This is a genomic window from Pseudomonas sp. TH06 (genome assembly GCF_016651305.1).
Lineage (GTDB): Bacteria > Pseudomonadota > Gammaproteobacteria > Pseudomonadales > Pseudomonadaceae > Aquipseudomonas.
In genome coordinates, this window is sequence record NZ_JAEKEC010000004.1 from 233319 (window position 1) to 259533 (window position 26215).

Consider the following 26215-nt stretch of genomic DNA (forward strand, 5'->3'; position numbering starts at 1 on the left):
GAACGCTTAAACAGAAATGCCCCGTATCAATCGATACGGGGCATTTTTTATGGGCGTCAGGCAGTGTCTTTTTCCTTGAGCTAGCGTCGAAGCAACTGCATCGCTTTTATGCAGGCTCACCCCCACAGGTCCCGTGTTCACACTCCACAAGGAATTGCATGTCGTTCATCCAAGCCAACCTGATCCATCTGCTCGCGGCACTCTGGTTTGTCATCTGCTGGGGCGGCTATACCCGCTACGCCAGCTGGAAGGCTCGTGACACCGCGTGTCTGGCCAGCGTGTTGCACCTGTACCGTGAAGACTGGATGCGCCGCATGTTGCTGCGCGACAACCGCATTGCCGACGCCAGCGTGATCGGCAATCTGGAGCGCAACGCCTCGTTCTTCGCTTCCAGTACCCTGATTATCCTTGCCGGTATTCTCACCGTGCTCGGTGCATCCGAGCGGGCGGTGTCGTTGTTGGCTGATATCCCCATGGTGCAGCAGGCCTCGCAAGGTATGTCGGAGATCAAGTTGCTGTGCCTGGCGCTGGTTTTCGTCTATGCGTTCTTCACATTCAGTTGGTGCATGCGTCAGTACAACTTTGCCGCCGTGCTAGTGGGGTCGGCGCCGATGGTGGGTGAGCGGCACGTATCGGAGCAGGAGCGCAAGGCGTTCGCGTCACGGGCGGCCCGGGTGATTTCCATGGCGGCCAACCAGTTCAACTTCGGTCTGCGCTCCTATTATTTCGGCATGACCATGCTGGCTTGGTTCGTCAGCCCGTGGCTGTTCATGCTGATGAGTGCTGGCGTGGTGCTGGTGTTGTATCGCCGCGAGTTTCATTCCGACGTTCTTGATGTAATGGTCTATACCCCTACAGAGGCGCCCATTCCCGAGGCGAGCAAAGAGGTCGTTTGATGAGTATTCCGTTCTGGTGTGTGTTTATCAGTGCACTGTTGATCTATATCGCGCGCCTGCCGGTGGGCAAGGCCATGAAAGAGCAGGGCGGTTACAACAACCACTTGCCACGCCAACAGCAGGCGCAACTCACCGGTTATGGGGCGAGGGCGCTGGCGGCGCACCAGAACAGTATCGAGGCGTTCATCTTGTTCGCAGTCGGTGTGCTGATGGCGCATACCACGCAAACCAAGGGATGGTTGATCGATGCCTTGGCGATCACTTTTGTTATCGCCCGGATTATCTATTTGTGGTTCTACCTGGCTGATCTTCACAAGCTGCGCAGCCTGGTCTGGTTAGTTGGCTTAGTGTGTTCGTTGCTGCTGATGATTAGTCCGACTTTTAGAACAGTTTTGCTCTAACCGGGCATTACCGAAAAATGACAGGCAAAAGAAAACCCGCACCAGGCGGGTTTTCTTTTTTGAGCAGCAGAAGCGAATTATTGCTTCTTGGCTGCTTCGTCTGCGGCGGCTGCGTTCGATTCAGCCTGATCTTTGGCTGCTTCGGCGTTTTCTTTCGCCGCGTCGTTCACTTTATTCTGAGCTTCGTTCATTTTTTCCTGAGCTTGCTCGGCATGTTGGTTGGCATCTTGAGCTTTGTCCTCGGATTTTTTATCGCAGGCAGCGAGACCGAGGGAAGCGGTCAACATCAAGGCAATAGCTAAAGTCTTACGCATGGGGTGTTTCTCCTTATGGAAAATAACTACTGGCCTTAAGAACGTTGCCCGCAACGTTAAGTTCCTCATTTCTTTCAGATATATAAGTTTGTTTTTACACGGAACTTTTGTTGCATTTGTTACTACTGGCACAAGGCTCTAACGAGAGTAATTATCAAATGGCCGAAAACCCCGTTTTTGAGCGTGCGACGCGATTTCTATCGGCGTTGCGCCACTGTCAGGTATTGGGTCTGAGGGTGCACAGCGCCTCCAGTGAAGGCCTTACGGTGATCCTGCCGTACAGTCCGAAAATCGTCGGAAATCCGCAGACTGGCGTCATTCACGGTGGGGCGATCACCTCGCTGATGGATACGGCCTGCGGCATGTCCACGCTGTGCGTGCTGCCCGAATTCGAGGTCTGTCCGACCCTCGACTTGCGCATCGACTACATGCACGCCGCCGAGCCTGACAAGGATGTCTACGGCTTCGCCCAGTGCTATCGGGTCACGACTGATGTGATCTTTGCCCGCGGCTTTGCCTATCAGGATGATCCTGAGCAGCCGATCGCCCATGTCGTCGGCACCTTCATGCGCATGGGCAAAAATATAAAAGGCACCAAAGGTTTCGGCGGCGCAATAAGGGGAGAAGGTCAATGAGCAACGAACTCAAGGATCAACTGCAACAAGCCCATGCACAAGGCGACTATGCACCGTTGCTGAAACTGATCCCGTATGCCGGACTGATCGGCATTGAATGCTCACGCGTCGGTGACGAGTTGCTGTTCAAGCTGCCGGCAAACAAGGACAACATTGGTAACCCTTTATTGCCGGCGATTCACGGCGGTGTGATCGCCGGGTTCATGGAGCTGGCGGCGGCCCTGCACTTGCTTATCTTCATCGGGACACCGGGGGGGCCGAAAATCATCGACTTCTCTCTCGATTACCTGCGCGCCGGGCAATTTCGCGACACATGGGCCAAATGTCAGGTGTGCCGCCAGGGGCGGCGGGTGGCGAACGTGGCGGTCACGGCCTGGCAAAGCACCGAAGGCGAACCGATTGCCACTGCCCGCGCGCACTTCAAAATTGAAGAGCCCTTGAAATCCTGAACACTGCCCCAAACTCTGATGACAACCCGCCGTCGACCATTTGGGTCGCGGCCACTGCCATCTGATTGGAGTTTGATGACCATGAGTGTGGAAACTCAAAAGGAAACCCTGGGCTTCCAGACCGAGGTAAAGCAGCTGCTGCACCTCATGATCCATTCGCTGTATTCCAACAAGGAAATCTTCCTTCGCGAATTGATCTCGAACGCCTCTGACGCTGTCGACAAGCTGCGCTTCGAAGCCCTGGCCAAGCCTGAGTTGCTCGAAGGCGGCGCTGATCTGAAAATCCGTGTGAGCTTCGACAAGGACGCCAAGACCGTCACCCTCGAAGACAACGGTATCGGCATGAACCGTGACGATGTGATCACCCACTTGGGGACCATCGCCAAGTCGGGCACCGCCGATTTCATGAAGAACCTGTCGGGCGATCAGAAGAAGGATTCGCACCTGATCGGTCAGTTCGGTGTGGGCTTCTACTCGGCCTTCATCGTTGCCGACCAGGTTGACGTGTACAGCCGTCGCGCCGGTACCCCGGCCAGCGAAGGCGTGCACTGGTCGTCGAAAGGCGAGGGCGAGTTCGAAGTCGCCACCATCGAAAAACCAGAGCGCGGCACCCGCATCGTCCTGCACCTGAAAGCGGCTGAAGACGAGTTCGCTGATGGCTGGCGCCTGCGCAACATTATCAAGAAGTACTCCGACCACATCGCTTTGCCAATCGAGCTGCCGAAAGAAGTGACGGCCGCCGAGGGTGAAGAGCAGCCAGCCGTTGAATGGGAAACCGTCAACCGCGCCAGCGCCCTGTGGACCCGTCCTCGCACTGAAGTGAAGGACGAGGAATACCAGGAGTTCTACAAACACATCGCTCACGACTTTGAGAATCCGTTGGCCTGGAGCCACAACAAAGTCGAAGGCAAGCTCGAATACAGCTCGCTGCTGTACGTGCCGGCCCGTGCACCGTTCGACCTGTATCAGCGTGAAGCGCCGAAAGGCCTGAAGCTCTACGTGCAACGTGTGTTCGTGATGGATCAGGCCGAGTCGTTCCTGCCGCTGTACCTGCGCTTCATCAAAGGCGTGGTCGATTCCAACGACCTGTCGCTGAACGTGTCGCGTGAGATCCTGCAGAAAGACCCGATCATCGATTCGATGAAGACCGCGCTGACCAAGCGTGTGCTCGACATGCTGGAAAAACTGGCGAAGAACGAGCCTGAGCAATACAAAGGCTTCTGGAAAAACTTCGGTCAGGTCATGAAAGAAGGCCCGGCAGAAGATTTCGCCAACAAGGAAAAAATTGCCGGTCTGCTGCGTTTCGCATCGACCAATGGCGACGACGGCGAGCAGATCGTCGGTCTGGCTGACTACCTGGCTCGCGCCAAGGAAGGTCAGGACAAGATCTACTACCTCACCGGCGAAACTTACGCGCAGGTCAAGAACAGCCCGCACCTGGAAGTCTTCCGCAAGAAAGGCATCGAAGTGCTGCTGCTGACCGACCGCATTGATGAGTGGCTGATGAGCTACCTCAGCGAGTTCGACGGCAAGACTTTTGTCGACGTGGCGCGCGGTGACCTCGATCTGGGCAACCTGGACTCGGAAGAGGACAAGAAGGCTGCAGAAGAAGTCGCCAAGTCCAAAGAAGGTCTGGTCGAGCGTCTGAAAACTGCGCTGGGCGATTCCGTGGCTGAAGTCCGCGTCTCCCATCGTTTGACCGATTCGCCGGCAATCCTTGCCATTGGCGAACAGGACCTGGGTCTGCAAATGCGTCAGATTCTCGAAGCCAGCGGTCAGAAGGTGCCGGATTCGAAGCCGATTTTCGAATTCAACCCGAGCCACCCGCTGATCGAGAAACTCGACGGCGAGCAGAGCGAAGAGCGTTTTGGCGACCTGTCGCACATCCTCTTCGATCAGGCAGCCCTGGCGGCTGGCGACAGCTTGAAGGATCCGGCCGCGTATGTGCGCCGTCTGAACAAGCTGCTGGTTGAACTGTCGGTTTAATCAAGTTGTAGAAAAACCCGCTTCGGCGGGTTTTTTCATTCTGGTGTTTAAGCAATCAGGAGTCAGAAATGAGCCAAGTCACTGTACGTTCCGTGATCTATCAGATTGACGGCCAGCCGTATGAAGGTCGTCTGGCGTTCGACGCCGAGCACAAAGGCGCGCGCCCGGGTCTGTTGATGGCGCCGAACTGGATGGGCGTCAGCGCCGGTGCCGAAGAGATCGCCAAGTCGGTGGCGGCCAAGGGCTATGTGGTGTTGATCGCTGACATTTACGGCCAGGCCGTGCGCCCGCAGAACGCCGATCAGGCTGGCGCGGCGATGATGCCGCTGAAGGATGACCGCGCATTGCTGCGCAAACGCATGCAGGCCGCTTTCGAGCAGTTGCAGAAGCAGGGTGAGGCGGCAGTCGATACCTCGAAACTGGCGGTGTTCGGTTTCTGCTTTGGCGGTTGCTGTGCGCTGGATCTGGCGCGCACCGGCGCGGCGGTGAAGGCGGCGGTGGCGTTCCACGGCACACTGGATTCGCCGAACCCGGCGGATGCGCAGAACATCAAAGGCTCGGTGCTGGTGCTGCATGGCGCTTCCGATCCGTTGGTGCCGAAAGAGCAGTTGCCGGCATTTGAAGACGAGATGAACGCCGCGAACGTCGATTGGCAGTTGCTGAGCTATGGCGGTGCGGTGCACTCGTTTACCGATCCACACGCCAATGTGCCGGGCAAGATGATGTATGACGAGAAGACCGCCAAGCGCGCATTCAAGTCGATGCATGATTTGCTGGATGAAGTGTTCAAGGGCTGATTCTGGTGACAGGCGCCCATTCTGTGGTGCCTGACCTGGCCTCATCGCGAGCAGGCTCACTCCTACAGTTGGAATGCGTTCCCCTGTAGGAGTGAGCCTGCTCGCGATGGCGATTTTTCAGGCGATACAAATCTCAGGGCAATTCAATCCGCTCAACTTCCCCCGGCACCGTCGGCCAATCCCCGGCCGCCCACTTGCGCCGTGCCTCATCAATCGCCGCCGGATCGCTCGCAACAAAATTCCAGTTGATCCGCCGAGGCCCGTCCAGCGGCGCGCCGCCGAATATCACGGCATGGGCATCGCTGTCGGCAAACAGGCTCATCTCTTCCCCGGCCGGCAACACTACCAGCGCATGCGGCTCGATCGCTTCGCCATTCAACTGCGCATCACCACTCAACACATACACCGCACGTTCTTCATGCTCGGTGGGGATCAGCAGCGTGGTCGCGGTTTGCATCTTCACTTCGGCGTACAGCGTAGGAGAAAGCACCGGCACCGGTGATTCCAGACAAAAGCCTGACCCGGCAATCATGCGAATTTGCACGCCAAGGTTATCGCTGACCGGCAAGGTCGCTGCCGGGTGATGGCTGTAGTGCCCCGGGCCGTGTTCGTGATCCTTGGGCGAGGCCAGCCAGATTTGCAGGCCGTGCATCGTGAAGCTCTGATCCCACAGCGGCTCAGGCGTGCGTTCAACATGAGCGATGGCGCTGCCGGCGGTCATCCAGCTGACATCGCCGGCGCTGACCACCTGATCGGAGCCGAGGCTGTCCTTGTGCTGGATTTGCCCTGCGAACAAGTACGTGAGGGTCGACAGACCAATGTGCGGGTGCTGTCGGATATTCATGCCTTTGCCGGTCGGATAAACCGTTTCGAGCATGTGGTCGAAAAACACGAAAGGCCCGACGCTGCGACATTTGGCTGACGGCAACGGGCGCAGAATCGGCTGGCCTTCGACGTCTTCGGCGCGCGGGCGGATGATCAGGGGTTGCGTGTCCATGGTGCATTCCAGGCTGAGCGGGTGATGCCAGAAGCATAACCCGCCGCTGGCGCTGTGGTGATTACTGGCTGTCAAAGCCTTGTGGGGCGTGGGTTTCGATGGTCACTTCGCTGGTGGTCATCAGCTTGTGGATCGGGCAACGGTCGGCGACGCGCAGCAATTCTTCACGCTGGGCATCAGTGAGCACGCCTTTCAGAGTAAGGGTGACGTGCAGGGCGTACTTGCCTTTCTGCTCCTCACTGTTGTCGCGTTTCACTTCGACACCCACGCCGGTCAACGGGATGTCTTTCTTTTTTGCGTACATCTTCAGAGTCAGGGCCTTGCAGGCACCGAGGGCGGCGTCGAAGTAATCGTGGGGCTCAGGTGCCGAGCCTTCGCCACCGGCAGATTTCGGTACGTCGGCAAACAGTTCGTGGTCATCAATCTGTACGGTGTGACGAAAACCTTCAGCGGAGACGGTATTGACGGTAACAGTCATGTGAACCTCGCAAGCAGTAGGAAAAGTCGTTCGATCAAAAAAGACCTTGAAGTTATAGAGCATTCCCACCGGCACGCGTTCCACTTTCCTGCGGGATGAACCCTTGTCGTCAGGGCGGGGTCTAGGCTATGCCTACTTGTCGGAGATTAATTGTGTCCCTGTTTCGTTTGAGTCTCGCCTGCCTCCTGGTGTTCGCCGGTCATGTCAGCGCCCGCGAATACACCTACAGCGATGCACACCTGCACTACGTGGATTTTTTCCAGGAAACTGCCGGCATGGCGAAACTGCTGACGGCGATGAAGGAAAGCTCAGTCGAGCACGTGATGATTTCCGGCATCCCTGTGGCGAAAAAGTGGCATGAAGACGAGCCCAAGCGCCCGCGTTATTACGCCGGCGATGACGCTGATGCCTATTGGTACAGCGCCACCGACGTGATCGTCGCCGATGCGGTGCAAAAACTGACGCCTGAGCAGCGCCGGTACTTTCATCCATTTCTTTCCGGCTTCAACCCCAACGACAAGAACTCCGCCGCGCACATTCAGCGCATGCTCGATCTGTATCCGGGATTGTGGCAAGGCATTGGCGAAGTGTTTACCCGGCATGACGACCTGACGGCGCTCACCGCTGGTGACACGCCGCGCGCCAACAATGAGGCGATGACCAGGATTTATCACCTGGCGGCGGAAAATGACCTGCCAGTGATGCTGCACTCCAACATCACCTCCAAGCGTGAGAAAAATCCGCTGTATTTGCAGGAAATCGAAGAACCGCTGCGCAATCACCCGCACACCCGGTTCATCTGGGCCCACGCCGGTACCAGTGCCGAGATCCATCGGCATCAGACGCAACTGGACTTTCTCCTGCCCACCCTCAAGCGGATGCTTGAGGCTTACCCGAATCTGTAGTCGACCTGTCGTGGAGCATGCTCACGCCCTATCTGCTGGACGAACAGGGCAAGCCGCGTGCGGAATGGTTGGCGCTGGTGGAGAAATATCCGGAGCGTTTCATGCTCGGTTCGGACGTCGTAGGGCGTTTCAACAAGCTCGGTCAGGAAATGCACAGCTTCACCCCATTCCTTGATGCGTTGCCGGAAGACGTCGCCCGTAAAGTGGCGCGGGACAACTTTCTGGCGATCTTGCCGCGAACGGAGTTCAAGTCCGGCAAAACCACGCTGAATCGTTAATGCCGAGCGTTCGAAGTATTAAGGCCTTTTGATATCACTTTTTCGTCTTACGCAAATTCTCGCCGGGCCGATACCTTCTACAGCAACCAGCTGCAGGGTTGATGCAGCGCTTTTGGAAGGAACCAGAGCAATGAGTATCCGTAGTCTCAATATTGCCCCGCGCGCCGGATTGGGTTTTGGTCTGTTGGCCCTGATGGTATTTGCCCTCGGCGCGTTCGCCCTGCTGCAAATGTCGAACATGCGCGCGCAGTCCGATGAGGTCGACAACAACTGGCTGCCGAGTGTGATGGCCGTCGGCGAGATGAGTCAGGACATGTTGCGCCTACGGGCGTTGACCATGCGCCTGTTGCTCAATCGCGATCCGCAGGCGTTGGCGCAGAACGTCGCCAAGCTCAATGAACTGCGCGGCGTGCTGAGTGAAGCCCAACAGCGTTATGACGTGCTGATCGTGCTGCTCGAGGAGCGCAAGCTGTTTGATCGCTTCAAGGTCGCCGAGCACAAGTACCTGGAGTTTCAGGCGCAAGTCATGCAGCTGTCTGCGCAGAATCGAGTGGAAGAAGCCGCAGCGATTCTCAATGGAGAAATGAGCCCGTTGGCCGACGACATGGCGGTCACCTTGAAAGAGCTTGTCGAACTCAATAAGCACAATGCCAACCTGGCCACTGAAGCTGCGCGGCTGGTGTTCACCCATTCGCGGGTGTGGGTCGGGGTCATGATCGGTGTCACGGCGTTGATCACCATCGGTCTGGCGCTGCTGTTGACCCGCAGCATCGTGCTACCGCTGGCGCAATCGTTGGGTGTGGCGGAAGTGGTGGCGGGCGGCGATCTGACTGGCGACATCAATATCTCCGGCAAGGACGAACCGGCGCGGCTGCTGCACGCGCTGAAAAGCATGCAGCACAATCTGCGTGACACCATCCGGCAGATTTCGGAGTCCTCCAGCCAACTGGCCTCGGCTTCGGAAGAGCTGAGCTGCGTTACCGAAGACGCCACGCGCGGATTGCATCAACAGAGTCTGGAAATCGAGCAAGCGGCCACGGCGGTGAATCAGATGACGGCGGCGGTGGAAGAGGTGGCCAGCAACGCGGTGGCGACCTCCGAGGCCTCGCGTGAATCCGATCGGATTGCCCAGCACGGTCGCGAGCAGGTGCAGCAGACGGTGTCGTCGATTGAGCTCCTGGCTGAGGATGTCACCAGCAATGCCAGTCAGGTGGAAGACCTGGCACAGAAGGTTCATGGCATCAGCAAAGTGCTGGACGTGATTCGCTCGATTGCCGAGCAGACTAATCTGCTGGCGTTGAACGCGGCGATTGAAGCGGCGCGGGCTGGTGATGCCGGGCGTGGGTTTGCGGTGGTGGCGGATGAGGTGAGGGCGCTGGCGCATCGCACGCAGCAATCGACGCAGGAAATCGAGCAGATGATTGGCGGCATTCAGCAAGGCACCGATTCGGCGGTCAGTTCGATGCAGCAGAGTAATGTTCGGGCGCGTTCGACGCTGGAGCTGGCCAAGGCTGCCGGGACTGCGCTGGAGGAGATTGCTTCGGCGTTTACGCTGATCAATGAGCGCAATCTGGTGATCGCCAGTGCTTCTGAGGAGCAGGCGGCGGTGGCGCGTGAGGTGGATCGCAATCTGATGAATATTCGTGATCTGGCGATGCAGACGTCGGCGGGGGCGAATCAGACCAGTGCGGCGAGTCAGGAGCTATCGCGGTTGGCGGTGGATTTGAACAACATGGTGGCCAAATTCTCGGTCTGAAATGCACCCCTGTAGGAGCTGCGGCACGCTGCGATCTTTTGATCCTGTTTTTTTAGATCAAAAGATCGCAGCGTGCCGCAGCTCCTACAGGAGGCGTGTTGCAGGCGAAAAAAAGCCCCGCATTTCGCGGGGCTTTTTGATATCGCGGCGGATCAGCTGCCTTTGACAGCCTTGCCGTTGACCGTACCGTCCTGGAGCATGATGTTGTACTCCTTGCCGTCGGTTTCAACCTGTTGCAGGCGGACCAGCAGGTAATCCCAATCCTTGGCGAACCAGAGGACGGTGGTGCGCTTGCTTTGTGTCGGGTCGCGCACGCGCTCGACCTTGATTGCGTCGATCTTGCCAGCCTTGGTCTCGACTTTTTCCGAGCCCAGTACGCGGAAGTCGTAGGTGTCGACTTCGCCGTCATCGACCACTTGATAGCTCATGGTCTTCTTGCCGGCTGCCACGTCATGTTGCAGTGCCAGTTGATAGGTCGACTTGTCGACCATGCCACGGTTCAGCGGGATTTTCACCGCGTCGCCACGGTCGGTGCCGGTGACCATTTTGCTGTTCCAGTCGAAATCCAGATCAGCTTTCTTGGCTTTGCCCAGACCGCCACGTTCAAAGTGGTAGGACTGCGGCAGCAAGGTGTCCTTGTCCAGGGTCAGGGTGCTTTCTTCACTCAGGCTGGCGATCATCATCGATGCCTTGAAGCTGAGTTTCCAGACGCCGTTGGCTTCCTTGGTCAGGCTGCGTTCAGCGGTGCCGCTCATGGGCAACTGCTTCCAGTCGGCGGTGTAGCTGGCGGAGAACGGTTGAAGGTCTGCAGCCTGCGCGAAAGGCAGGGCGAGCAGTGCGCAAGCGAAGAGCAGGGCGCGACGCATAATATCTCCTAGTGTCGAATCAAGTGGCCGCTGGCCGCGAGTAACTGGCCATCCAGTAAAGCACCTTGCTCACCGAGTGCCAGTCGCCCTTCGGCAAACCAGCGTACTGCCATCGGATAGATCAGGTGTTCCTGAACATGCACTCGCTGCGCCAGACTCTGCGGCGTGTCGTGCAACTCTACCGGTAATACTGCCTGTACGACCAGTGGTCCGCCATCGAGTTCCTCGGTGACGAAGTGTACGGAGCAGCCGTGTTCCGTGTCGCCGGCCTCCAGCGCGCGCTGATGAGTGTGTAACCCTTTGTATTTGGGCAGCAGCGACGGATGGATGTTGAGCAGGCGACCCTGATAGTGGCGAACGAAGTCAGCGCTGAGAATGCGCATGAAACCGGCCAGTACCACGAGCTTCGGATTGAATTCGTCGATCAGTTCGATCAGGGCAGCGTCGAAGGCCTCGCGACCTTCGAATGCCTTGTGATCCAGCGAGCGGGTGGCGATACCCGCGTCACTGGCGCGTTGCAGGCCGTAGGCGTCGGCGCGGTTGGAAATCACCGCAGCGATGCGAACCGGGCTGTCGCCGGTCCGCGTGCTGTCGATCAAGGCCTGCAAGTTACTGCCGGTGCCGGACAACAGCACCACGACATCACAGGTTGCGGACATTAATGAGCCTTAAGGTTTTTCAGCTCGACCTGATCAGCGCCTTCAGCGGCTACGGCGATCTGGCCGATGACCCAAGGTTGCTCGCCAGCGTCACGCAGGGTGTTCAGGGCGACTTCAACGTGCTCCTGAGCCACACAGATGACCATGCCGACGCCGCAGTTCAGGACGCGGTGCATTTCGGTCTCGTCAACGTTGCCTTGCTCTTGCAGCCAGTCGAAGACGGCCGGGCGAGTCCAGCTGGCCACGTCAACCACGGCCTGAGCGCCTTTTGGCAGAACGCGCGGGATGTTGTCGAGCAGGCCGCCACCGGTGATGTGGGCCATGGCCTTGACGGCGCCGGTGTCCTTGATCAGCTTGAGCAGCGGCTTCACGTAGATGCGGGTCGGGGCCATCAGCAGGTCGGTCAGCGGTTTGCCGTCGAGCTGGATGGTTTCGATGTCGGCACCGGACACTTCGATGATCTTGCGGATCAGCGAGTAGCCGTTGGAGTGCGGGCCGGACGAAGGCAGCGCGATCAGCGCGTCACCGGTGGCGACTTTCGAGCCGTCGATGATTTCAGCTTTTTCCACGACGCCGACGCAGAAACCGGCCAGGTCGTAGTCTTCGCCTTCGTACATGCCTGGCATTTCAGCGGTTTCGCCGCCGACCAGCGAGCAGCCGGACAGTTCGCAGCCAGCGCCGATGCCGGTTACAACCTGGGCAGCGGTGTCGACGTTGAGTTTGCCGGTGGCGTAGTAGTCGAGGAAGAACAGTGGCTCAGCGCCGCAAACGACGAGGTCGTTCACGCACATCGCAACCAGGTCGATACCGATGCTGTCGTGCTTGTTCAGGTTCAGCGCCAGACGCAGCTTGGTGCCGACGCCGTCGGTGCCGGAAACCAGTACAGGCTGCTTGTAGCCGGCCGGGATTTCGCAGAGGGCGCCGAAACCGCCCAGGCCGCCCATGACTTCCGGGCGCGCAGTGCGCTTGGCGACGCTCTTGATGCGTTCGACCAATGCTTCACCGGCGTCGATGTCTACACCGGCGTCCTTGTAGCTCAGGGAGGGTTGCTTGCTCATGATCCAGGCCTTTAGGGGAGGGGATTCAGGGGTAACGACCGAGTTCAGCGGGAACATCGAAATCGAGAGGGCGATGGCCTCACGCGAGTTTCGAGGTGCCCGGCTGTTGCCGGTCTGCGAAGGCGCGCGATTTTATCAGGCTTGAGGGGCAGCGGCCATCCTCGCACCGACGGGCAGGGGCATATCGGTGGAAATTTTTTGCAATTGAGGCCCTTGGCTGCCTGTATAAGGTGTGGCAATTAACCGTCTATCGTTATCACTGTGCAAAAACTTACCGCCGCCGTGTGAATGTTTTGCATCGGCCAAGGGTCACAGCCTTGCTAAACCGGTTCACGCGGCCTGTTCCAGCCGCTCCTGTCGACGGGAATTTTCCATGCGTTTTTGTAAATTGTTGTTTGTGGGCTGTTTGTCTGTGGTCAGCCTGGCAAGTCATGCCGAAAACCTCAAAGGCCTCTATCAAGTGCGTGAGCCGGTCCACGGCCAGGCACCGGAAGAGCGTGATCGCGCCACCCAGGCTGCGCTGGATACGCTGGTGCTGCGCCTGACCGGTGATCCAAAAGCCCCGCAGAATCCCGGGCTGGCGGCGATTCGCAAAGATCCGCAGCAGATCATCAGCCAGTTCGGTTTTGATGCCGGGCCGCCGGAAGTGCTGAAGGTCGATTTCGACCCGAACACCACCGAGCAGGCCCTGCGCCGCGCCGGGTTGTCCTTGTGGGGCGCCAGTCGGCCGTCGATTCTGAGCTGGTGGCTGAACGATTCAACCGAAGGTTCAAGCCTGGTCGGTGACGGTCAATCCGCTGCCGCACCGTTGCGGGCGGCGGCTCAGCACCGAGGTTTGCCGCTGCGTTTGCCGCTGGCGGACCTGAGTGAGCAACTGGTCGCCACCGCGCCGGCATTGGAAGGTAGTGATCCGGCACCGTTGCGCGCGGCTTCGGAGCGCTACAGCGCAGATGCCTTGCTGGCCGTGCATGCGCGGGAAGAGGGCGGGCAGTGGCAGGCCAAATGGCACTTGTGGCTGGGCGATCAAAAAGAAGCGGGCAACGTGCAGGGCGCCGATCAGGCCGCCGTGGCCGATGCGGTGATGCTGGCGGTGGCCGAGCGTCTGGCGCCACGTTTTGTTGCCAAGCCCGGGGCTTCAGGGCAACAGACCCTGGAAGTGCAGGGCATGAATCTTGAGCGCTATGCGACGCTGCTGCGGTTACTCGAACCGTTCGGCATGCGTCTGCAAAGTGTCGATGGCGATCGCATCGTCTATCGGGTCAATGGCAGTGCCGATCAGATGCGTGCGCAGTTGTCGCTGGCGAAGTTGCAAGAGCTGCCCGCCGAAGCGCCAGCGCCAGTGGCGGCGCCACAGCCAACAGTAGCGGGTGCTCCGCCTGTTGCAGCGCCGGCCCCGACACCGGCGGCACCGTCGTTGCGGTTTCGTTGGTAAGTCTTTCCTTATATAGAAGCATCAGGAGTGGTACATGGCCGATTCGCGGCGTTGGTTCTGGCTCGGTGGGGTAGTCCTGCTTTGCGCGTTTGTATGGTTGCTGCATCCGATCCTCACGCCGTTTCTGGTGGCGCTGCTGCTGGCGTATCTGTTCGATCCGCTGGTGGATCGTCTGGAGCGGCTCGGTCTGTCGCGAACCTGGGGCGTGATCGCCGTGTTTGCCTTGTTCACCCTGATCGTCACGGCGCTGTTGCTGGTGCTGGTGCCGATGCTCGCCAAACAGTTGCTGCGCCTGTACGAACTGGCGCCGCAGATGCTCGACTGGTTGCAGCATACGGCGTTGCCGTGGGCGCAGGCGAAGCTCGGATTGGCGGATGGCTTCTGGAAATTCGACAAGGTCAAAGCGGCAATCAGCGAGCACATGGGCCAGACCACTGACATCGTCAGTGTGGTGCTGAGTCAGGCAACGGCTTCGAGCCTGGCGCTGATCGGCTGGCTGGCCAATCTGGTGCTGATCCCGGTGGTGAGTTTCTACCTGCTGCGCGACTGGGACGTGATGATGGCGAAGATTCGCAGCCTGCTGCCGCGTGATCGTGAAGCGACCATCGTGTCGCTGGCTGGCGAATGCCATGAAGTGCTCGGGGCATTTGTGCGCGGTCAGTTGCTGGTGATGTTGGCGCTGGGTGTGATCTACGCCGCGGGACTGATGATTGTCGGTCTTGAGTTGGGGCTGTTGATCGGCCTGATCGCGGGCCTCGCGGCGATCGTGCCGTACATGGGCTTCGTGATCGGTATTGGCGCGGCACTGATTGCCGGGTTGTTCCAGTTCGGCGGGGACCTTTACCCGATGATCGGGATTGTCGCGGTGTTCATGGTCGGGCAAGCGCTGGAAGGCATGGTGTTGACGCCTTTGCTGGTGGGGGACCGGATTGGTCTGCACCCGGTGGCGGTGATCTTTGCGATTCTGGCCGGTGGCGAGCTGTTCGGGTTTACCGGTGTCCTGCTGGCGCTGCCGGTGGCGGCGGTGATCATGGTGCTGGTGCGCCACGTACACGACTTGTACAAGGACTCCGACATCTATAGCGGGGCGGACGAGCCTGAGTTGTAATGACAGTGACGGCCACCCGGGGAATCGCCGGGTTGGCCCGTGTCGTGCAGGTGTTGGCGTCAGAGAATCTGTCATAAAACCAGTGCGTTAACGCAAACCTTTGATTTGGCTGGACTCTGTCGCATTGTGCGCTTAGCTTCACGGGTATAAACTTCGCAAACTTTACACAGAGGCCACTAACGGTTCCTTGGGAACTGTTCAGTCAGCATGAAACCGATTCAGCTGCCCCTAGGTGTGCGTCTGCGTGACGACGCCACCTTCATCAACTACTACCCAGGCGCCAATGCCGCTGCACTCGGCTATGTCGAGCGCCTATGCGAAGCCGACGCCGGCTGGACAGAAAGCCTGATCTACCTGTGGGGCAAACACGGCGTAGGGCGTACGCATCTGTTGCAGGCCGCGTGCCTGCGTTTCGAGCAGATGGGCGAGCCGGCGGTGTATCTGCCGTTGGCCGAGTTGATGGATCGCGGTATCGAAATTCTCGACAACCTTGAGCAGTACGAACTGGTCTGTCTGGACGACTTGCAGGTGATTGCCGGCAAGGCGGACTGGGAAGAGGCGATGTTTCATCTGTTCAACCGTCTGCGTGACAGCGGTCGGCGCCTGCTGATCGCGGCTTCAACCTCGCCGCGTGAACTGCCGGTCAAGCTGGCGGACTTGAAATCGCGTCTGACCCTGGCGCTGATCTTTCAGATGCGTCCACTCTCCGATGAAGACAAATTACGTGCCTTGCAATTGCGCGCATCACGTCGCGGTCTGCACCTGACTGACGAAGTCGGGCATTTTATTTTGACTCGCGGCACCCGCAGCATGAGTGCGCTGTTTGACCTGCTCGAGCAGCTCGATCAGGCCTCGTTGCAGGCGCAACGCAAGCTCACCATTCCCTTCCTCAAAGAAACCCTCGGTTGGTAGCCATCCCTTTGGTTCTGCGGCTTTCAGCGTGTTTCGGCATATTTCAGGCGCCAGAAAATCCGCTTTCCTGCACGGTGTGCAGGCCGCGTATTCGTTCAAATGGGCTTAAGCGCTTAGATGTAAACGAGAAACCGAGAAGTCACAAAAAGATCGATTGAATTTGCAAATGAGGTCGATAGCGGGCATAGTCTCGGCTTCTTTACAACTATCAGCCACGGTCGTGCCCATGCTAAAGCGCTTCGCACCCCTCGTGCCTCTCGCACTCGTCACCCTGTTGTACGGTTGCGCTGCTCATTCTCCAGTTCAAGAGCAGCCTCAACAGGTTAAAAATTCTGCCACTGCCCAGTCTTCCGTTATTTACCAGGAAGAGCTGGACACCGAAAAAGAATTGTCGGACTTCAACGGCAACAAGCCTTACCAGCTTCCAGTTCTGGCCGACAGCATCCTCGAACGCGGCATGTCCCTGATCGGTACCCGTTACCGTTTCGGTGGTACCTCTGAAGCCGGTTTCGATTGCAGCGGTTTCATCGGTTACCTGTTCCGTGAGGAAGCCGGCATGAACCTGCCGCGCTCCACTCGCGAAATGATCAACGTTGACGCGCCGCTGGTATCGCGCAGCAACCTCGAGCCGGGTGACCTGCTGTTCTTCGCCACCAACGGTCGTCGCGGTCGTGTCAGTCACGCCGGGATCTACCTGGGTGACAACCAGTTCATTCACTCCAGCAGTCGTCGCAGCGGCGGTGTTCGCATCGACAGCCTGGGTGACAGCTACTGGAGCAAGACCTTCATCGAAGCCAAGCGTGCACTCGCCATGGCGCCGACCGTGGTCACCGCTCGCAAGTAATTCCCCCCGTTGTCGCCACGTCCGTGGCGACAACAAAGGTTCCCGGCAAGGGAGTAGACCTAGACTTTACAAGGTGAAGTTAAAGTCTTACTTGAAGTTTGCCGCGTAGCCGCTAGAATCCTGAATCTATATTGATGGCAAACCGCCTGCGTGCTCCGCAGGCGGTTTTGTTTTCTGTCCATCCGGCAGAGAAAGCCGCAGCCAGATCAGGATGTTCTGCTTATGACCATGTCGGCCCGCCTCGCATTGATCTTCTTCGCAGCGCTGCTCAGCGCTTGTGCCAGCCGTACACCGCCGCCTGCGCCTGTGGTTCGCGCGCCTGTCGTGTTCGGCCCCTCGCAATCGTTCTCGCCCGCTGCTGAAGACGTGCTGTTCCGCGCGCTTGGCCTGGTGGGTACGCCTTATCGCTGGGGTGGCAACACGCCGGATTCAGGGTTTGATTGCAGTGGACTCATCGGTTTTGTCTACCGTGATGCGGCGGGTATCTCTCTGCCGCGTTCCACTCGCGAGCTGATTGTGATGCAGGCGCCGAATGTCGGTAAGGAAGGCTTGCAGACGGGAGATCTGATTTTCTTCGCCACCAATGGCGGCTCGCAGGTCAGTCATGCGGGGATTTATGTCGGGGAAGGGCGCTTCGTGCATGCTCCGGCCACTGGCGGCACGGTGAAGCTGGACAGCTTGTCGAAGGCGTATTGGCAGAAGGCTTATCTGAGTGCCAAGCGGGTGCTGCAGCCTGAGCATCTGGCGCATAACCCATAATTCAAATTGCTCGACATCCAATGTAGGAGTGAGCCTGCTCGCGATAGCGGTTGATCAATCAACATTGATGTTGAATGTGACACCGTCATCGCGAGCAGGCTCACTCCTACAGTTGTTTTGTGCCAGGCAACAAGTTATTTGCTGGCAGACACCCGCCACACCTTGTTCCCCACGTCATCCGCCACCAGCAAACCACCTTGCTGGTCGATCACCACGCCCACCGGGCGACCCAGTGCATTCTCGTCCTTGTCGAGGAAACCGGTCAGCACATCCACCGGTGCGCCGTTTGGCTTGCCGCCGGTAAACGGCACGAAAATCACTTTATAACCACTGTGCGGTTTGCGGTTCCAGGAACCGTGCTGGCCAATGAACGCGCCTTCCTTGAACTGCGCTGGCAGCGTGTTGCCCTCGGCGAAGGTCAGGCCCAGCGACGCGGTATGCGGGCCGACCGCGTAATCCGGAGCAATGGCCTTGGCGACCAGGTCGAGGTTCTGCGGCGATACGCGCACATCGACATGCTGACCGTAGTAGCTGAACGGCCAGCCATAAAATCCACCGTCCTTGACCGAGGTGATGTAGTCCGGCACCAGGTCGCTGCCGATCTCGTCACGCTCGTTGACCGCCGTCCACAGCGCGCCGCTGGTGGGTTCCCAGGCCAGGCCGTTGGGGTTGCGAATGCCCGAGGCGAAAATCCGGTGATTACCGGTCGCCCGATCGACTTCCCAGATCGCGGCGCGACCTTCCTCTTTATCCAGACCGTTTTCGCCGACGTTGCTGTTCGAGCCGACAGTGACGTACAGCTTGTTGCCGTCCTTGCTGGCGATAACGTTCTTGGTCCAGTGATGATTCAGCGTACCGCCGGGCAGGTCCGTCACCTTGATCGGTTGCGACGTGATCTCGGTCGCGCCGGATTCGTAATGGAAGCGCAGCAGGCGATCGGTATCCGCCACATACAGATCGTTGCCGACCAGGGTCATGCCAAACGGCGAGTTGAGGTTCTGCAGGAACACCGTACGCGTCTCGGCGACACCGTCATGATCGGCATCACGCAGCAGGGTGATGCGATTCGGGCTCGGTACGCCTGCACCAGCCTTGCCCATGACTTTCTTCATCACCCAGCCGCGAATACCACTGCTGTCGTCTGGTTTCGGCGGGGCATTGGTTTCTGCCACCAGCACATCACCATTGGGCAACACGTAGAGCCAGCGTGGATGATCAAGGCCTTCGGCGAACGCAGCGACCTGTGTGCCTGCCGCAGCGGTCGGTTTGCCGCCCTCGGGCCAGCCGATCGCCGGGGCAATATTCACTGTCGGGATCAGGGTCTTGTTCGGTTCAGGCAATTTCGGTGACGGCCCGGTGCCGTCGGAAACTTGCAGGCTGGAGGATTCACCACAGGCGGCGAGCCCTCCGGCGAGGGCGATGACAAAAGCGAGCTGGGACTTGCGCATTACTGATCTTCCCTATGAATGCATTCCTAATCATAGAGGAGCGCGCAAGCCCGATGGTTCAACTGCTCAACTGCGGGCCTCTTTGAACAGCACGGCAATGCCCGGGTGATAGTTGCCGGCTTCGTTGCGCAACTTGCGGTAGGCGTAGGGGAAATACCAGGCGACGGCGCAGGTGTGTTCTTTTTGCAGATCGTCGACCATGTCTTGCAGTTCTTCGGGGCTGGCGCTGTGCTGGGCTTTTTGCGGGGCGACAAACAGGCAGCCGAGTTTGAGGTCGCTGGCAAAGCTGATGCGTTTGGCGTCGCTGGTGATCTCCAGCAGGGCTTGGGTCAGGTTGAGGTTGTTGACCCGTGGCCAGCGTTGCGTGGCCTGGATGTAAGCGCGGTCTTCGGCGCCAGCGAGAAACAGGTCGGCACGGGCATTGCGTTCGCCTTCTTCGTTTTGCTTGCGGGTGGCCGTCTGTTCCAGCGTCACCAGCTCGGCCATCCATGCCGCTGCCGAGAGCAAGCCGAGATTGGCTTTTTCGTCATGCCAGTAAGGCGTGTCGCTGTCGCCGCGCACGGCGTTGTAGCGGTCGATACAGTCAAACCAGCGTTCAAGCACCGGGCGCAGGAATTCCAGGCGCGGATTGCTGATGATCATGCCTTGCATCGTAATCATCCTTATTGTTGTGATGGCTTTTTCGAGAAAAGCATGGCTCTTTGATATCACTTGTTTCAGCATGGCACAAGATTGGCGCCAGTTAATTGATCGACGGCAGTTATTCGCTCGACGGCCCCCTCTTTAATTGACGCTCCACCCCCAACCCTCTAACCTTCGCGGCTTGTTTCAGGTGCTCTGTGACCTGCGTCGACAGAGTGAAACAGGGAAGCCGGTGAGGGTTGTCTTCAAGCGAAGAGCGATCACGATCCCGGCGCTGCCCCCGCAACGGTAAATGAGTAAAAGCTGCGCCTTGAGCCACTGCCTCGAAAGAAGCGGGAAGGCGCGCAGCCAGGCCTTGAGCCGCTCATGAGCCCGGAGACCGGCCTGATCCATCCAGCGGCATCACGGTGGGCGATGCCAGGCTTTTTGCCGTCTATTCTTGTGCCTGCCCGCCGTTATCCAGCCTCAACGGAGAGCTCCCCCATGACTGATTCCCCCGAGCGTGACGAACGCCATCTGGCGCGTATGCAACGCAAAAAAGCCGTCATCGACGAACGCATCGCCAACTCGCCTGACGAATGCGGTCTGGTGCTGGTGCTGACCGGCAATGGCAAAGGCAAAAGCAGCTCGGCGTTCGGCATGCTCGCCCGCGCCATGGGCCACGGCATGCAGTGCGGTGTGGTGCAGTTCATCAAGGGCCGCAACAGCACTGGTGAAGAACTGTTCTTCCGTCGCTTCCCTGAGCAAGTGCGTTTCCATGTGATGGGTGAAGGTTTCACCTGGGAAACCCAGGACCGGCAGCGCGACATCGCCGCCGCCGAAGCCGCTTGGGCCGTTTCCCGCGAGTTACTGCGCGATCCGTCGATCGGTCTGGTGGTGCTCGATGAACTGAACATCGCCCTCAAGCACGGCTACCTCGATCTCGATCAGGTGCTCAGCGACTTGCAGGCGCGTCCGCCGATGCAGCACGTAATCGTCACCGGCCGCGCAGCCAAGCCGGAAATGATCGAAATGGGCGACACGGTCACCGAAATGGGCATGCTCAAACACGCTTTCCAGGCCGGCATCAAAGCGCAGAAAGGCGTCGAACTTTGAATCAACCACGTCACTGCCCGGCGGTCCTCATTGCTGCGCCGGCCTCCGGTCAGGGCAAGACCACCGTCACTGCTGCGTTGGCCCGTTTGCATCGCAATCAGGGGCGCAAGGTTCGCGTGTTCAAATGCGGACCGGATTTTCTCGATCCGATGATTCTCGAGCGCGCCAGCGGTGCGCCGGTCTATCAATTGGACATGTGGATGGTCGGCGAGCAGGAAAGCCGTCGCCTGTTGTGGGAAGCCGCCGCTGAAGCTGATCTGATTCTGATCGAAGGCGTGATGGGATTGTTTGACGGCACGCCCTCGAGCGCCGATCTGGCGCGGCATTTTGGTGTGCCGGTACTCGGGGTGATCGACGGCACCGCCATGGCTCAGACGTTCGGTGCCTTGGCATTGGGTCTGGCGCGCTATCAGCCGGACTTGCCGTTTGCCGGCGTTCTGGCCAATCGCGTCGGTACCTTGCGTCATGCGCAATTGCTCGAAGGCAGCCTCACCGAAGGTTTGCGCTGGTACGGCGCGTTGTCCCGCGAGACCGGGATCGAGCTGCCGAGCCGTCATCTCGGCCTCGTGCAGGCCAGCGAACTGAATGACCTCGACGTGCGCCTCGACGCGGCCGCTGCCGCCCTCGCCAGCAGTTGCGAGGTAGCGCTGCCACCTGCGGTGGAATTCGCCGCGCCGGACGTCATTGCGGTAGAGCCGCTGCTGAAGAATGTGCGGATCGCCGTTGCCCGTGATGAAGCATTTGCCTTCACCTATGGCGCGAGCCTCGATCTGTTGCGAGCAATGGGCGCTGAGTTGAGCTTCTTCTCGCCGATCCGCGATACGCAATTGCCCGAGGCCGACAGTCTGTATCTGCCTGGTGGTTATCCGGAGTTGCATCACGTTGCGCTGTCGCAGAACACCGCAATGCTCGACGCGATTCGTGCGCATCACGCGGCTGGCAAACCGTTACTCGCCGAGTGCGGCGGCATGCTTTATCTGCTCGATTCCCTGACCGACGTTGAAGGCACTCGGGCTGAACTGGTCGGTTTGCTGGCGGGCGACGCGGTGATGCAAAAGCGTCTCGCGGCGTTGGCCCTGCAAGCGGTGGATCTGCCGGAAGGTGCGTTGCGTGGCCACACGTATCACCATTCCCTGACCAGCACTGAACTGACGCCGATTGCCCGTGGCCTGAGCCCGAATGGCGGGCGCGGGGCGGAGGCGGTTTATCGGGAAGGGCGGATGACGGCTTCTTACGTGCACTTTTACTTCCCGTCGAATCCTGCGGCTGTCGCTGCACTGTTTGCGCCGGACCTTGAGGCCGCTATCGCGAGCAGGCTCACTCCTACAGTGGACGGTGTGCTGTCTGAAGAAATGCGATCTCCTGTAGGAGCGAGCCTGCTCGCGAAAGGGCCATGACCGACAACGCATTTACTGAGGCCGAACGCCAAGCCGTCTATCGAGCCATCGCTGAACGCCGCGACATGCGCCACTTCACTGGCGGCACCGTCGAGCCCGAAATGCTGCGCCGTTTGCTCGAAGCCGCCCATCAGGCCCCGAGCGTCGGCCTGATGCAGCCCTGGCGTTTCATCCGCATCAGCGATCGCAACCTGCGCCAGCAGATCCAGCATCTGGTGGAAGAAGAGCGCGTGCGCACTGCCGAAGCCTTGGGCGAGCGCAGCGACGAGTTCATGAAACTCAAGGTCGAAGGCATCAATGATTGCGCAGAAGTGCTGGTTGCCGCGCTGATGGATGATCGCGAAAAGCACATTTTCGGTCGCCGCACGCTGCCGGAAATGGACATGGCCTCGCTGTCCTGTGCGATTCAAAACCTCTGGCTGGCCTCCCGCGCTGAAGGCCTGGGCATGGGCTGGGTCTCGCTGTTCGAGCCGCAGGCACTCGCCGATCTGCTGAAGCTACCGGCCGGAGCCAAGCCGCTGGCGGTCCTTTGTCTTGGCCCGGTCAAGGCATTCTATCCGGCGCCGATGCTGGTACTCGAAGGGTGGGCGCAGGCGCGTCCGCTCAATGAGTTGCTGTACGAAAACTATTGGGGAGTGAATCAATGAGTGTGGCGTTGTTGAGTGTCGCCGCGGTCGCGCTGGATGCGCTGCTGGGTGAACCGAAACGCTGGCATCCGCTGGTGGCGTTCGGCAATTTTGCCGGGCGCATCGAGCAACGTTTCAACGCCGGAGGGCGTGGCTGGCGCAGCCATGGCGTCACCGCGTGGGTGATCGCGGTGCTGCCGCTGACCTTGCTTGCCACCGCGTTTTCCTGGGCACCGTACGTGGGCTGGCTTGTCGAAATTCTCGCACTGTATTGCGCCCTCGGCATGCGCAGCCTCGGTGAGCATGTCGCCCCGGTTGCCGCTGCGTTGCGCGCCGATGATCTGGAGGAAGCGCGCAAGCGTGTCGGTTATCTGGTCAGTCGCCAGACCAGCGAACTCGACAGCACCGCCGTCGCCCGCGCCGCCACTGAATCGGTGCTGGAGAACGGCAGCGATGCAGTATTCGCCGCGCTGTTCTGGTTTGTCGTGGCCGGTGCGCCGGGCGTGGTGCTCTATCGCTTGAGCAATACGCTCGACGCGATGTGGGGCTATCGCAACGAACGCTTCGAGCGATTCGGCTGGTGTGCGGCAAAAATCGACGATGTCCTTAACTACATTCCTGCACGGCTGGTGGCGTTGACCTACGCGCTGCTCGGCAAAACCCGGCTCGCCTTGAAATGCTGGCGCACCCAGGGCCCGCAGTGGGACAGCCCCAACGCCGGTCCGGTGATGGCGGCGGGTGCCGGCGCGCTCGGCGTGGAGTTGGGCGGCCCGGCGATCTATCACGGCGAACTGCATGAGCGTCCGCAACTCGGCGAAGGTCCGGCGGCCGATGCTGATTCCATCGACCGTGGCTGGCAATTGGTCCAGCGCGGCGTATGGTTATGGCTGCTGATTCTCTGCGTGGGGGCTGAATTCTATGCTTGAGCACGGTGGCCGGCTGCGCAAGGCCGCACTCGATTACGGTATTGCCGAGGCTGACTGGCTCGACCTGTCCAGCGGTCTGGCGCCGTGGCCGTTTCCCGTCCCGCAGATTCCGTTGCGCGCCTGGGCGCGATTGCCGGAAACCGATGATGGTCTTGAGCAGGCCGCGTGTGATTACTACGGCGCGGCGCAGGTGTTGCCGGTGGCCGGTTCGCAGATGGCCATCCAGTTGCTGCCGCGTCTGCGTCGCGCCGGCAAGGTTGGCGTGTTGTCGCCGTGTTACGCCGAGCATGCCGAAGCCTGGCGGCGCAGCGGCTATATCGTGCGCGAAGTGCTGGAGCAGGAAGTCGATTTCTTTCTCGACAGTCTCGACGTACTGGTGGTGGTCAACCCGAACAACCCGACCGGCCTGAGCCTGACCCCGGCGCGGCTGCTCGATTGGCATGCGCGGCTCGCGCAACGCGGTGGCTGGCTGGTGGTCGATGAAGCGTTCATGGACAACACGCCGCAATTGAGTCTAGCCGCGCATACCCATCGGGTCGGCCTGATTGTGTTGCGCTCGTTCGGCAAGTTCTTTGGCCTGGCCGGGGTGCGGCTGGGCTTTGTGCTGGCCGAGCGCAAGTTGCTCAAACTGCTCGCCGAACAGGTCGGACCGTGGGTCGTGAGCGGGCCGACGCGGGTGCTCGGTCAGGCCTGTCTGCAAGACACTGAAAACCACACACGTCAGCGAATTCGCAGCGATGAGGCGAGCGAGCGGCTGGCGCTGTTGCTGGAACGTTATGGCTTCAAACCGCAGGGCGGTTGCGCGCTGTTTCAGTGGCTGATCACGGAGCAGGCGCACGCGCTGCACGAATTCATGGCTCGACGCGGCATCCTCCTGCGCATCTTCACTCACAACAGCAGTTTGCGTTTCGGCTTGCCGGCCGATGCGGCAGAAGAGGCGCGACTCGAACAAGCATTGCAAGCATTCGCCAAGGAAAACCAATGACCACCCTGATGGTGCAAGGCACCACCTCCGATGCCGGCAAAAGCACCTTGGTGACGGCGCTGTGCCGCTGGGCAACGCGTCAGGGCATCGCAGTGGTGCCGTTCAAACCACAGAACATGGCGCTCAACAGCGCGGTGACCGCCGACGGCGGTGAGATTGGTCGTGCGCAAGCGGTACAGGCGCAAGCGGCGAATCTCGAACCGCACACCGACATGAACCCGGTGCTGCTCAAACCCAACAGCGACACCGGCGCGCAAGTGGTCATCCATGGCCGTGCCGTCACCAGCATGAACGCCGTCGCTTATCACGATTACAAAGCCATCGCGATGCAAGCCGTGCTGGCCTCGCACGAACGGCTCAGCGCGGCGTATCCGCTGGTCATGGTCGAGGGCGCGGGCTCTCCGGCAGAGATCAATCTGCGCGCCGGCGACATCGCCAACATGGGCTTTGCCGAAGCGGTGGATTGCCCGGTGTTGCTGATCGCCGACATTAATCGCGGCGGGGTTTTCGCCCATCTGGTCGGCACGCTGGAGCTGCTGTCGCCGAGCGAACAGGCGCGCGTCAAAGGCTTCATCATCAACCGTTTTCGTGGCGACATTGCCTTGCTGCAACCGGGCCTCGACTGGCTTGAGCAACGCACCGGCAAACCGGTGGTGGGCGTGTTGCCGTACGTGATGGACCTGCATCTTGAAGCCGAGGACGGTATCGATCAGCGCCAGACCGACAAGGCTGAGCAGGTATTGAAAGTGGTGGTGCCGGTGCTGCCACGGATCAGCAACCATACCGATTTCGATCCGCTGCGTTTGCATCCGCAAGTCGATCTGCAATTTGTCGGTCCGGGCCAGACGATTCCTCCGGCGGACTTGATCATCCTGCCCGGCTCGAAAAGCGTGCGCAGTGATCTGGCGTATCTGCGCGCCAACGGTTGGGAAACCGCGATCAGCCGTCACCTGCGTTACGGCGGCAAGGTGCTGGGCATTTGCGGCGGCCTGCAAATGCTCGGTGAGCAGGTGCATGACCCGCTGGGCCTGGAAGGTGCGCCCGGTTCCAGCGCTGGCCTGGGTTTGCTGGCGTTTGCAACGACGCTGGAAGCCGAGAAGCAACTGCGCAATGTGCGCGGGCGTCTGGCGCTGGAAGAAGCCGAGGTCAGCGGCTATGAAATTCATGCTGGCGTGACCAGCGGGCCGGCGCTGGAGCATGCGGCGGTGCATCTCGATGACGGTCGTTGCGACGGTGCGCAAAGTCTTGATGGGCAGGTGTTTGGCACCTATCTGCATGGCTTGTTCGAATCGCCGGCAGCCAGTGCGGCGTTGTTGCGCTGGGCGGGGCTGAGCGACGTGCAGGAGGTGGATTACCACGGCTTGCGCGAGCGCGATATCGAGCGGTTGGCGGACCTGGTGGAGAAGCATCTCGATACCGGATTGTTGCGTCAGCTCTGTGGGATTTGAGTTGGCCTCAATGACCCCATCGCGAGCAGGCTCACTCCTACAGGGATTTGAGCTGTACACCCAATCAGTGGCCGTTCGAGATCCCTGTAGGAGTGAGCCTGCTCGCGATAGCGCCAGT

At 59.6% G+C, this 26215-nt stretch carries 26 protein-coding genes, 1 pseudogene and 1 riboswitch; of the genes and pseudogenes, 19 read left to right on the top strand and 8 right to left on the bottom strand.

Annotation, left to right across the window (positions count from 1 at the left end):
• The first annotated feature begins 158 nt into the window (after positions 1 to 158).
• Positions 159 to 896, top strand: a complete 738-nt coding sequence (locus JFT86_RS28280) for a DUF599 family protein (RefSeq protein ID WP_201239315.1) — start codon at positions 159 to 161, stop codon at positions 894 to 896.
• A complete protein-coding gene (locus JFT86_RS28285; RefSeq protein WP_201239316.1) occupies positions 896 to 1297 on the top strand; it encodes an MAPEG family protein in 402 nt (133 codons plus the stop codon). Before JFT86_RS28280 ends, JFT86_RS28285 begins: the two co-directional genes overlap by 1 nt.
• 77 nt (positions 1298 to 1374) lie before the next feature.
• On the opposite strand, the gene JFT86_RS28290 is transcribed toward JFT86_RS28285, so the two are convergent.
• Positions 1375 to 1611: a hypothetical protein gene (locus JFT86_RS28290; RefSeq protein ID WP_201239317.1), complete on the bottom strand. Its 237-nt coding sequence runs from the start codon at positions 1609 to 1611 to the stop codon at positions 1375 to 1377.
• Positions 1612 to 1769: 158 nt separating this feature from the next.
• Here JFT86_RS28290 and JFT86_RS28295 point away from each other — a divergent pair, with 158 nt between their 5' ends.
• The 4 genes from JFT86_RS28295 to JFT86_RS28310 all read left to right on the top strand — a co-directional run bounded on the left by JFT86_RS28295 (position 1770) and on the right by JFT86_RS28310 (position 5478).
• Positions 1770 to 2246, top strand: coding sequence for a PaaI family thioesterase (locus tag JFT86_RS28295; RefSeq protein ID WP_201239318.1), 477 nt, complete (start codon positions 1770 to 1772; stop codon positions 2244 to 2246).
• Positions 2243 to 2695: a PaaI family thioesterase gene (locus JFT86_RS28300; RefSeq protein WP_201239319.1), complete on the top strand. Its 453-nt coding sequence runs from the start codon at positions 2243 to 2245 to the stop codon at positions 2693 to 2695. The genes JFT86_RS28295 and JFT86_RS28300 overlap by 4 nt, the downstream gene beginning before the upstream one ends.
• Before the next feature lie 81 nt (positions 2696 to 2776).
• On the top strand, positions 2777 to 4681 hold the full coding sequence (gene htpG / locus JFT86_RS28305) for a molecular chaperone HtpG (protein WP_201239320.1): 1905 nt from the start codon (positions 2777 to 2779) through the stop codon (positions 4679 to 4681).
• 68 nt (positions 4682 to 4749) lie between these two features.
• Positions 4750 to 5478 (top strand): dienelactone hydrolase family protein, encoded by a 729-nt coding sequence (locus tag JFT86_RS28310; protein ID WP_201239321.1) that lies wholly within the window; start codon positions 4750 to 4752, stop codon positions 5476 to 5478.
• Positions 5479 to 5611: 133 nt separating this feature from the next.
• On the opposite strand, the gene JFT86_RS28315 is transcribed toward JFT86_RS28310, so the two are convergent.
• Positions 5612 to 6475 carry a pirin family protein gene (locus tag JFT86_RS28315; protein ID WP_201239322.1) on the bottom strand — a complete coding sequence of 288 codons (864 nt, stop codon included), beginning with the start codon at positions 6473 to 6475 and terminating at the stop codon, positions 5612 to 5614.
• Between the two features lie 61 nt (positions 6476 to 6536).
• Positions 6537 to 6953 (bottom strand): OsmC family protein, encoded by a 417-nt coding sequence (locus JFT86_RS28320; protein ID WP_103306606.1) that lies wholly within the window; start codon positions 6951 to 6953, stop codon positions 6537 to 6539.
• A gap of 152 nt (positions 6954 to 7105) precedes the next feature.
• Between JFT86_RS28320 and JFT86_RS28325 the strand changes: the two are divergent.
• Together JFT86_RS28325 and JFT86_RS28330 are read left to right on the top strand one after the other, a co-directional pair.
• Positions 7106 to 8136, top strand: a pseudogene (locus JFT86_RS28325) (amidohydrolase family protein).
• A 130-nt stretch (positions 8137 to 8266) separates the two neighbouring features.
• Complete coding sequence (locus tag JFT86_RS28330; protein WP_201239323.1) at positions 8267 to 9892, top strand: methyl-accepting chemotaxis protein; 1626 nt, start codon at positions 8267 to 8269, stop codon at positions 9890 to 9892.
• A 152-nt stretch (positions 9893 to 10044) separates the two neighbouring features.
• Here JFT86_RS28330 and JFT86_RS28335 read toward each other — a convergent pair whose 3' ends face one another.
• The 3 genes from JFT86_RS28335 to purM are packed head-to-tail and all read right to left on the bottom strand — an operon-like array spanning position 10045 to position 12475.
• Positions 10045 to 10758 (bottom strand): DUF3108 domain-containing protein, encoded by a 714-nt coding sequence (locus JFT86_RS28335; RefSeq protein WP_201239324.1) that lies wholly within the window; start codon positions 10756 to 10758, stop codon positions 10045 to 10047.
• 8 nt (positions 10759 to 10766) lie between these two features.
• Entirely contained in the window at positions 10767 to 11417 is a 651-nt protein-coding gene (gene purN, locus JFT86_RS28340; protein ID WP_201239325.1) for a phosphoribosylglycinamide formyltransferase, read from the bottom strand.
• Entirely contained in the window at positions 11417 to 12475 is a 1059-nt protein-coding gene (gene purM / locus JFT86_RS28345) for a phosphoribosylformylglycinamidine cyclo-ligase (RefSeq protein ID WP_201239326.1), read from the bottom strand. Before purM ends, purN begins: the two co-directional genes overlap by 1 nt.
• A gap of 373 nt (positions 12476 to 12848) precedes the next feature.
• Here purM and JFT86_RS28350 point away from each other — a divergent pair, with 373 nt between their 5' ends.
• From JFT86_RS28350 to JFT86_RS28370, 5 genes are all read left to right on the top strand, one after another.
• A complete protein-coding gene (locus JFT86_RS28350; RefSeq protein WP_201239327.1) occupies positions 12849 to 13907 on the top strand; it encodes a DUF2066 domain-containing protein in 1059 nt (352 codons plus the stop codon).
• Between the two features lie 34 nt (positions 13908 to 13941).
• Positions 13942 to 15015 carry an AI-2E family transporter gene (locus JFT86_RS28355; protein ID WP_201239328.1) on the top strand — a complete coding sequence of 358 codons (1074 nt, stop codon included), beginning with the start codon at positions 13942 to 13944 and terminating at the stop codon, positions 15013 to 15015.
• Positions 15016 to 15222: 207 nt separating this feature from the next.
• Positions 15223 to 15927 (top strand): DnaA regulatory inactivator Hda, encoded by a 705-nt coding sequence (gene hda / locus JFT86_RS28360; protein WP_003223042.1) that lies wholly within the window; start codon positions 15223 to 15225, stop codon positions 15925 to 15927.
• 226 nt (positions 15928 to 16153) lie between these two features.
• The gene (locus tag JFT86_RS28365) at positions 16154 to 16771 is read left to right on the top strand and encodes an NlpC/P60 family protein (RefSeq protein ID WP_201239329.1); all 618 of its coding nucleotides are present in this window, start codon (positions 16154 to 16156) and stop codon (positions 16769 to 16771) included.
• Positions 16772 to 16993: 222 nt separating this feature from the next.
• Complete coding sequence (locus tag JFT86_RS28370) at positions 16994 to 17530, top strand: C40 family peptidase (protein ID WP_103306924.1); 537 nt, start codon at positions 16994 to 16996, stop codon at positions 17528 to 17530.
• Positions 17531 to 17664: 134 nt separating this feature from the next.
• On the opposite strand, the gene JFT86_RS28375 is transcribed toward JFT86_RS28370, so the two are convergent.
• Complete coding sequence (locus tag JFT86_RS28375; protein WP_201239330.1) at positions 17665 to 18978, bottom strand: sorbosone dehydrogenase family protein; 1314 nt, start codon at positions 18976 to 18978, stop codon at positions 17665 to 17667.
• Positions 18979 to 19044: 66 nt separating this feature from the next.
• Entirely contained in the window at positions 19045 to 19629 is a 585-nt protein-coding gene (locus JFT86_RS28380; RefSeq protein WP_201239331.1) for a hypothetical protein, read from the bottom strand.
• Between the two features lie 162 nt (positions 19630 to 19791).
• Positions 19792 to 20023: riboswitch (cobalamin riboswitch) on the top strand.
• Positions 20024 to 20103: 80 nt separating this feature from the next.
• Between JFT86_RS28380 and cobO the strand changes: the two genes are divergently transcribed.
• From cobO to JFT86_RS28410, 6 genes are read left to right on the top strand one after another with little or no spacing between them, the layout of a single operon-like run.
• Positions 20104 to 20715 carry a cob(I)yrinic acid a,c-diamide adenosyltransferase gene (gene cobO, locus JFT86_RS28385; RefSeq protein ID WP_003223053.1) on the top strand — a complete coding sequence of 204 codons (612 nt, stop codon included), beginning with the start codon at positions 20104 to 20106 and terminating at the stop codon, positions 20713 to 20715.
• Positions 20712 to 22112, top strand: coding sequence for a cobyrinate a,c-diamide synthase (locus JFT86_RS28390; protein WP_201239332.1), 1401 nt, complete (start codon positions 20712 to 20714; stop codon positions 22110 to 22112). Before cobO ends, JFT86_RS28390 begins: the two co-directional genes overlap by 4 nt.
• Positions 22109 to 22759 carry a 5,6-dimethylbenzimidazole synthase gene (gene bluB / locus JFT86_RS28395; protein ID WP_201239333.1) on the top strand — a complete coding sequence of 217 codons (651 nt, stop codon included), beginning with the start codon at positions 22109 to 22111 and terminating at the stop codon, positions 22757 to 22759. Before JFT86_RS28390 ends, bluB begins: the two co-directional genes overlap by 4 nt.
• Positions 22756 to 23664 carry an adenosylcobinamide-phosphate synthase CbiB gene (gene cbiB, locus JFT86_RS28400; protein ID WP_201239334.1) on the top strand — a complete coding sequence of 303 codons (909 nt, stop codon included), beginning with the start codon at positions 22756 to 22758 and terminating at the stop codon, positions 23662 to 23664. The genes bluB and cbiB overlap by 4 nt, the downstream gene beginning before the upstream one ends.
• Positions 23657 to 24649: a threonine-phosphate decarboxylase CobD gene (cobD, locus tag JFT86_RS28405; RefSeq protein WP_201239335.1), complete on the top strand. Its 993-nt coding sequence runs from the start codon at positions 23657 to 23659 to the stop codon at positions 24647 to 24649. Before cbiB ends, cobD begins: the two co-directional genes overlap by 8 nt.
• Positions 24646 to 26097: a cobyric acid synthase gene (locus tag JFT86_RS28410; protein ID WP_201239336.1), complete on the top strand. Its 1452-nt coding sequence runs from the start codon at positions 24646 to 24648 to the stop codon at positions 26095 to 26097. The genes cobD and JFT86_RS28410 overlap by 4 nt, the downstream gene beginning before the upstream one ends.
• Positions 26098 to 26215 lie beyond the last annotated feature (118 nt).

Excerpts from the sequence above, each read along its gene's own strand:
- bluB (WP_201239333.1), top strand. The coding sequence starts at position 22,109 with ATGACCGACAACGCATTTACTGAGGCCGAACGCCAAGCCGTCTATCGA.
- JFT86_RS28370 (WP_103306924.1), top strand. The coding sequence starts at position 16,994 with ATGACCATGTCGGCCCGCCTCGCATTGATCTTCTTCGCAGCGCTGCTC.
- JFT86_RS28365 (WP_201239329.1), top strand. The coding sequence starts at position 16,154 with ATGCTAAAGCGCTTCGCACCCCTCGTGCCTCTCGCACTCGTCACCCTG.
- JFT86_RS28375 (WP_201239330.1), bottom strand. The coding sequence starts at position 18,978 with ATGCGCAAGTCCCAGCTCGCTTTTGTCATCGCCCTCGCCGGAGGGCTC.
- JFT86_RS28310 (WP_201239321.1), top strand. The coding sequence starts at position 4,750 with ATGAGCCAAGTCACTGTACGTTCCGTGATCTATCAGATTGACGGCCAG.
- JFT86_RS28380 (WP_201239331.1), bottom strand. The coding sequence starts at position 19,629 with ATGCAAGGCATGATCATCAGCAATCCGCGCCTGGAATTCCTGCGCCCG.
- JFT86_RS28315 (WP_201239322.1), bottom strand. The coding sequence starts at position 6,475 with ATGGACACGCAACCCCTGATCATCCGCCCGCGCGCCGAAGACGTCGAA.
- JFT86_RS28320 (WP_103306606.1), bottom strand. The coding sequence starts at position 6,953 with ATGACTGTTACCGTCAATACCGTCTCCGCTGAAGGTTTTCGTCACACC.
- JFT86_RS28335 (WP_201239324.1), bottom strand. The coding sequence starts at position 10,758 with ATGCGTCGCGCCCTGCTCTTCGCTTGCGCACTGCTCGCCCTGCCTTTC.
- purN (WP_201239325.1), bottom strand. The coding sequence starts at position 11,417 with ATGTCCGCAACCTGTGATGTCGTGGTGCTGTTGTCCGGCACCGGCAGT.
- JFT86_RS28295 (WP_201239318.1), top strand. The coding sequence starts at position 1,770 with ATGGCCGAAAACCCCGTTTTTGAGCGTGCGACGCGATTTCTATCGGCG.
- JFT86_RS28330 (WP_201239323.1), top strand. The coding sequence starts at position 8,267 with ATGAGTATCCGTAGTCTCAATATTGCCCCGCGCGCCGGATTGGGTTTT.
- htpG (WP_201239320.1), top strand. The coding sequence starts at position 2,777 with ATGAGTGTGGAAACTCAAAAGGAAACCCTGGGCTTCCAGACCGAGGTA.
- JFT86_RS28410 (WP_201239336.1), top strand. The coding sequence starts at position 24,646 with ATGACCACCCTGATGGTGCAAGGCACCACCTCCGATGCCGGCAAAAGC.
- hda (WP_003223042.1), top strand. The coding sequence starts at position 15,223 with ATGAAACCGATTCAGCTGCCCCTAGGTGTGCGTCTGCGTGACGACGCC.
- cbiB (WP_201239334.1), top strand. The coding sequence starts at position 22,756 with ATGAGTGTGGCGTTGTTGAGTGTCGCCGCGGTCGCGCTGGATGCGCTG.
- JFT86_RS28300 (WP_201239319.1), top strand. The coding sequence starts at position 2,243 with ATGAGCAACGAACTCAAGGATCAACTGCAACAAGCCCATGCACAAGGC.
- purM (WP_201239326.1), bottom strand. The coding sequence starts at position 12,475 with ATGAGCAAGCAACCCTCCCTGAGCTACAAGGACGCCGGTGTAGACATC.
- JFT86_RS28285 (WP_201239316.1), top strand. The coding sequence starts at position 896 with ATGAGTATTCCGTTCTGGTGTGTGTTTATCAGTGCACTGTTGATCTAT.
- JFT86_RS28355 (WP_201239328.1), top strand. The coding sequence starts at position 13,942 with ATGGCCGATTCGCGGCGTTGGTTCTGGCTCGGTGGGGTAGTCCTGCTT.
- JFT86_RS28280 (WP_201239315.1), top strand. The coding sequence starts at position 159 with ATGTCGTTCATCCAAGCCAACCTGATCCATCTGCTCGCGGCACTCTGG.
- JFT86_RS28350 (WP_201239327.1), top strand. The coding sequence starts at position 12,849 with ATGCGTTTTTGTAAATTGTTGTTTGTGGGCTGTTTGTCTGTGGTCAGC.
- cobD (WP_201239335.1), top strand. The coding sequence starts at position 23,657 with ATGCTTGAGCACGGTGGCCGGCTGCGCAAGGCCGCACTCGATTACGGT.
- JFT86_RS28290 (WP_201239317.1), bottom strand. The coding sequence starts at position 1,611 with ATGCGTAAGACTTTAGCTATTGCCTTGATGTTGACCGCTTCCCTCGGT.
- cobO (WP_003223053.1), top strand. The coding sequence starts at position 20,104 with ATGACTGATTCCCCCGAGCGTGACGAACGCCATCTGGCGCGTATGCAA.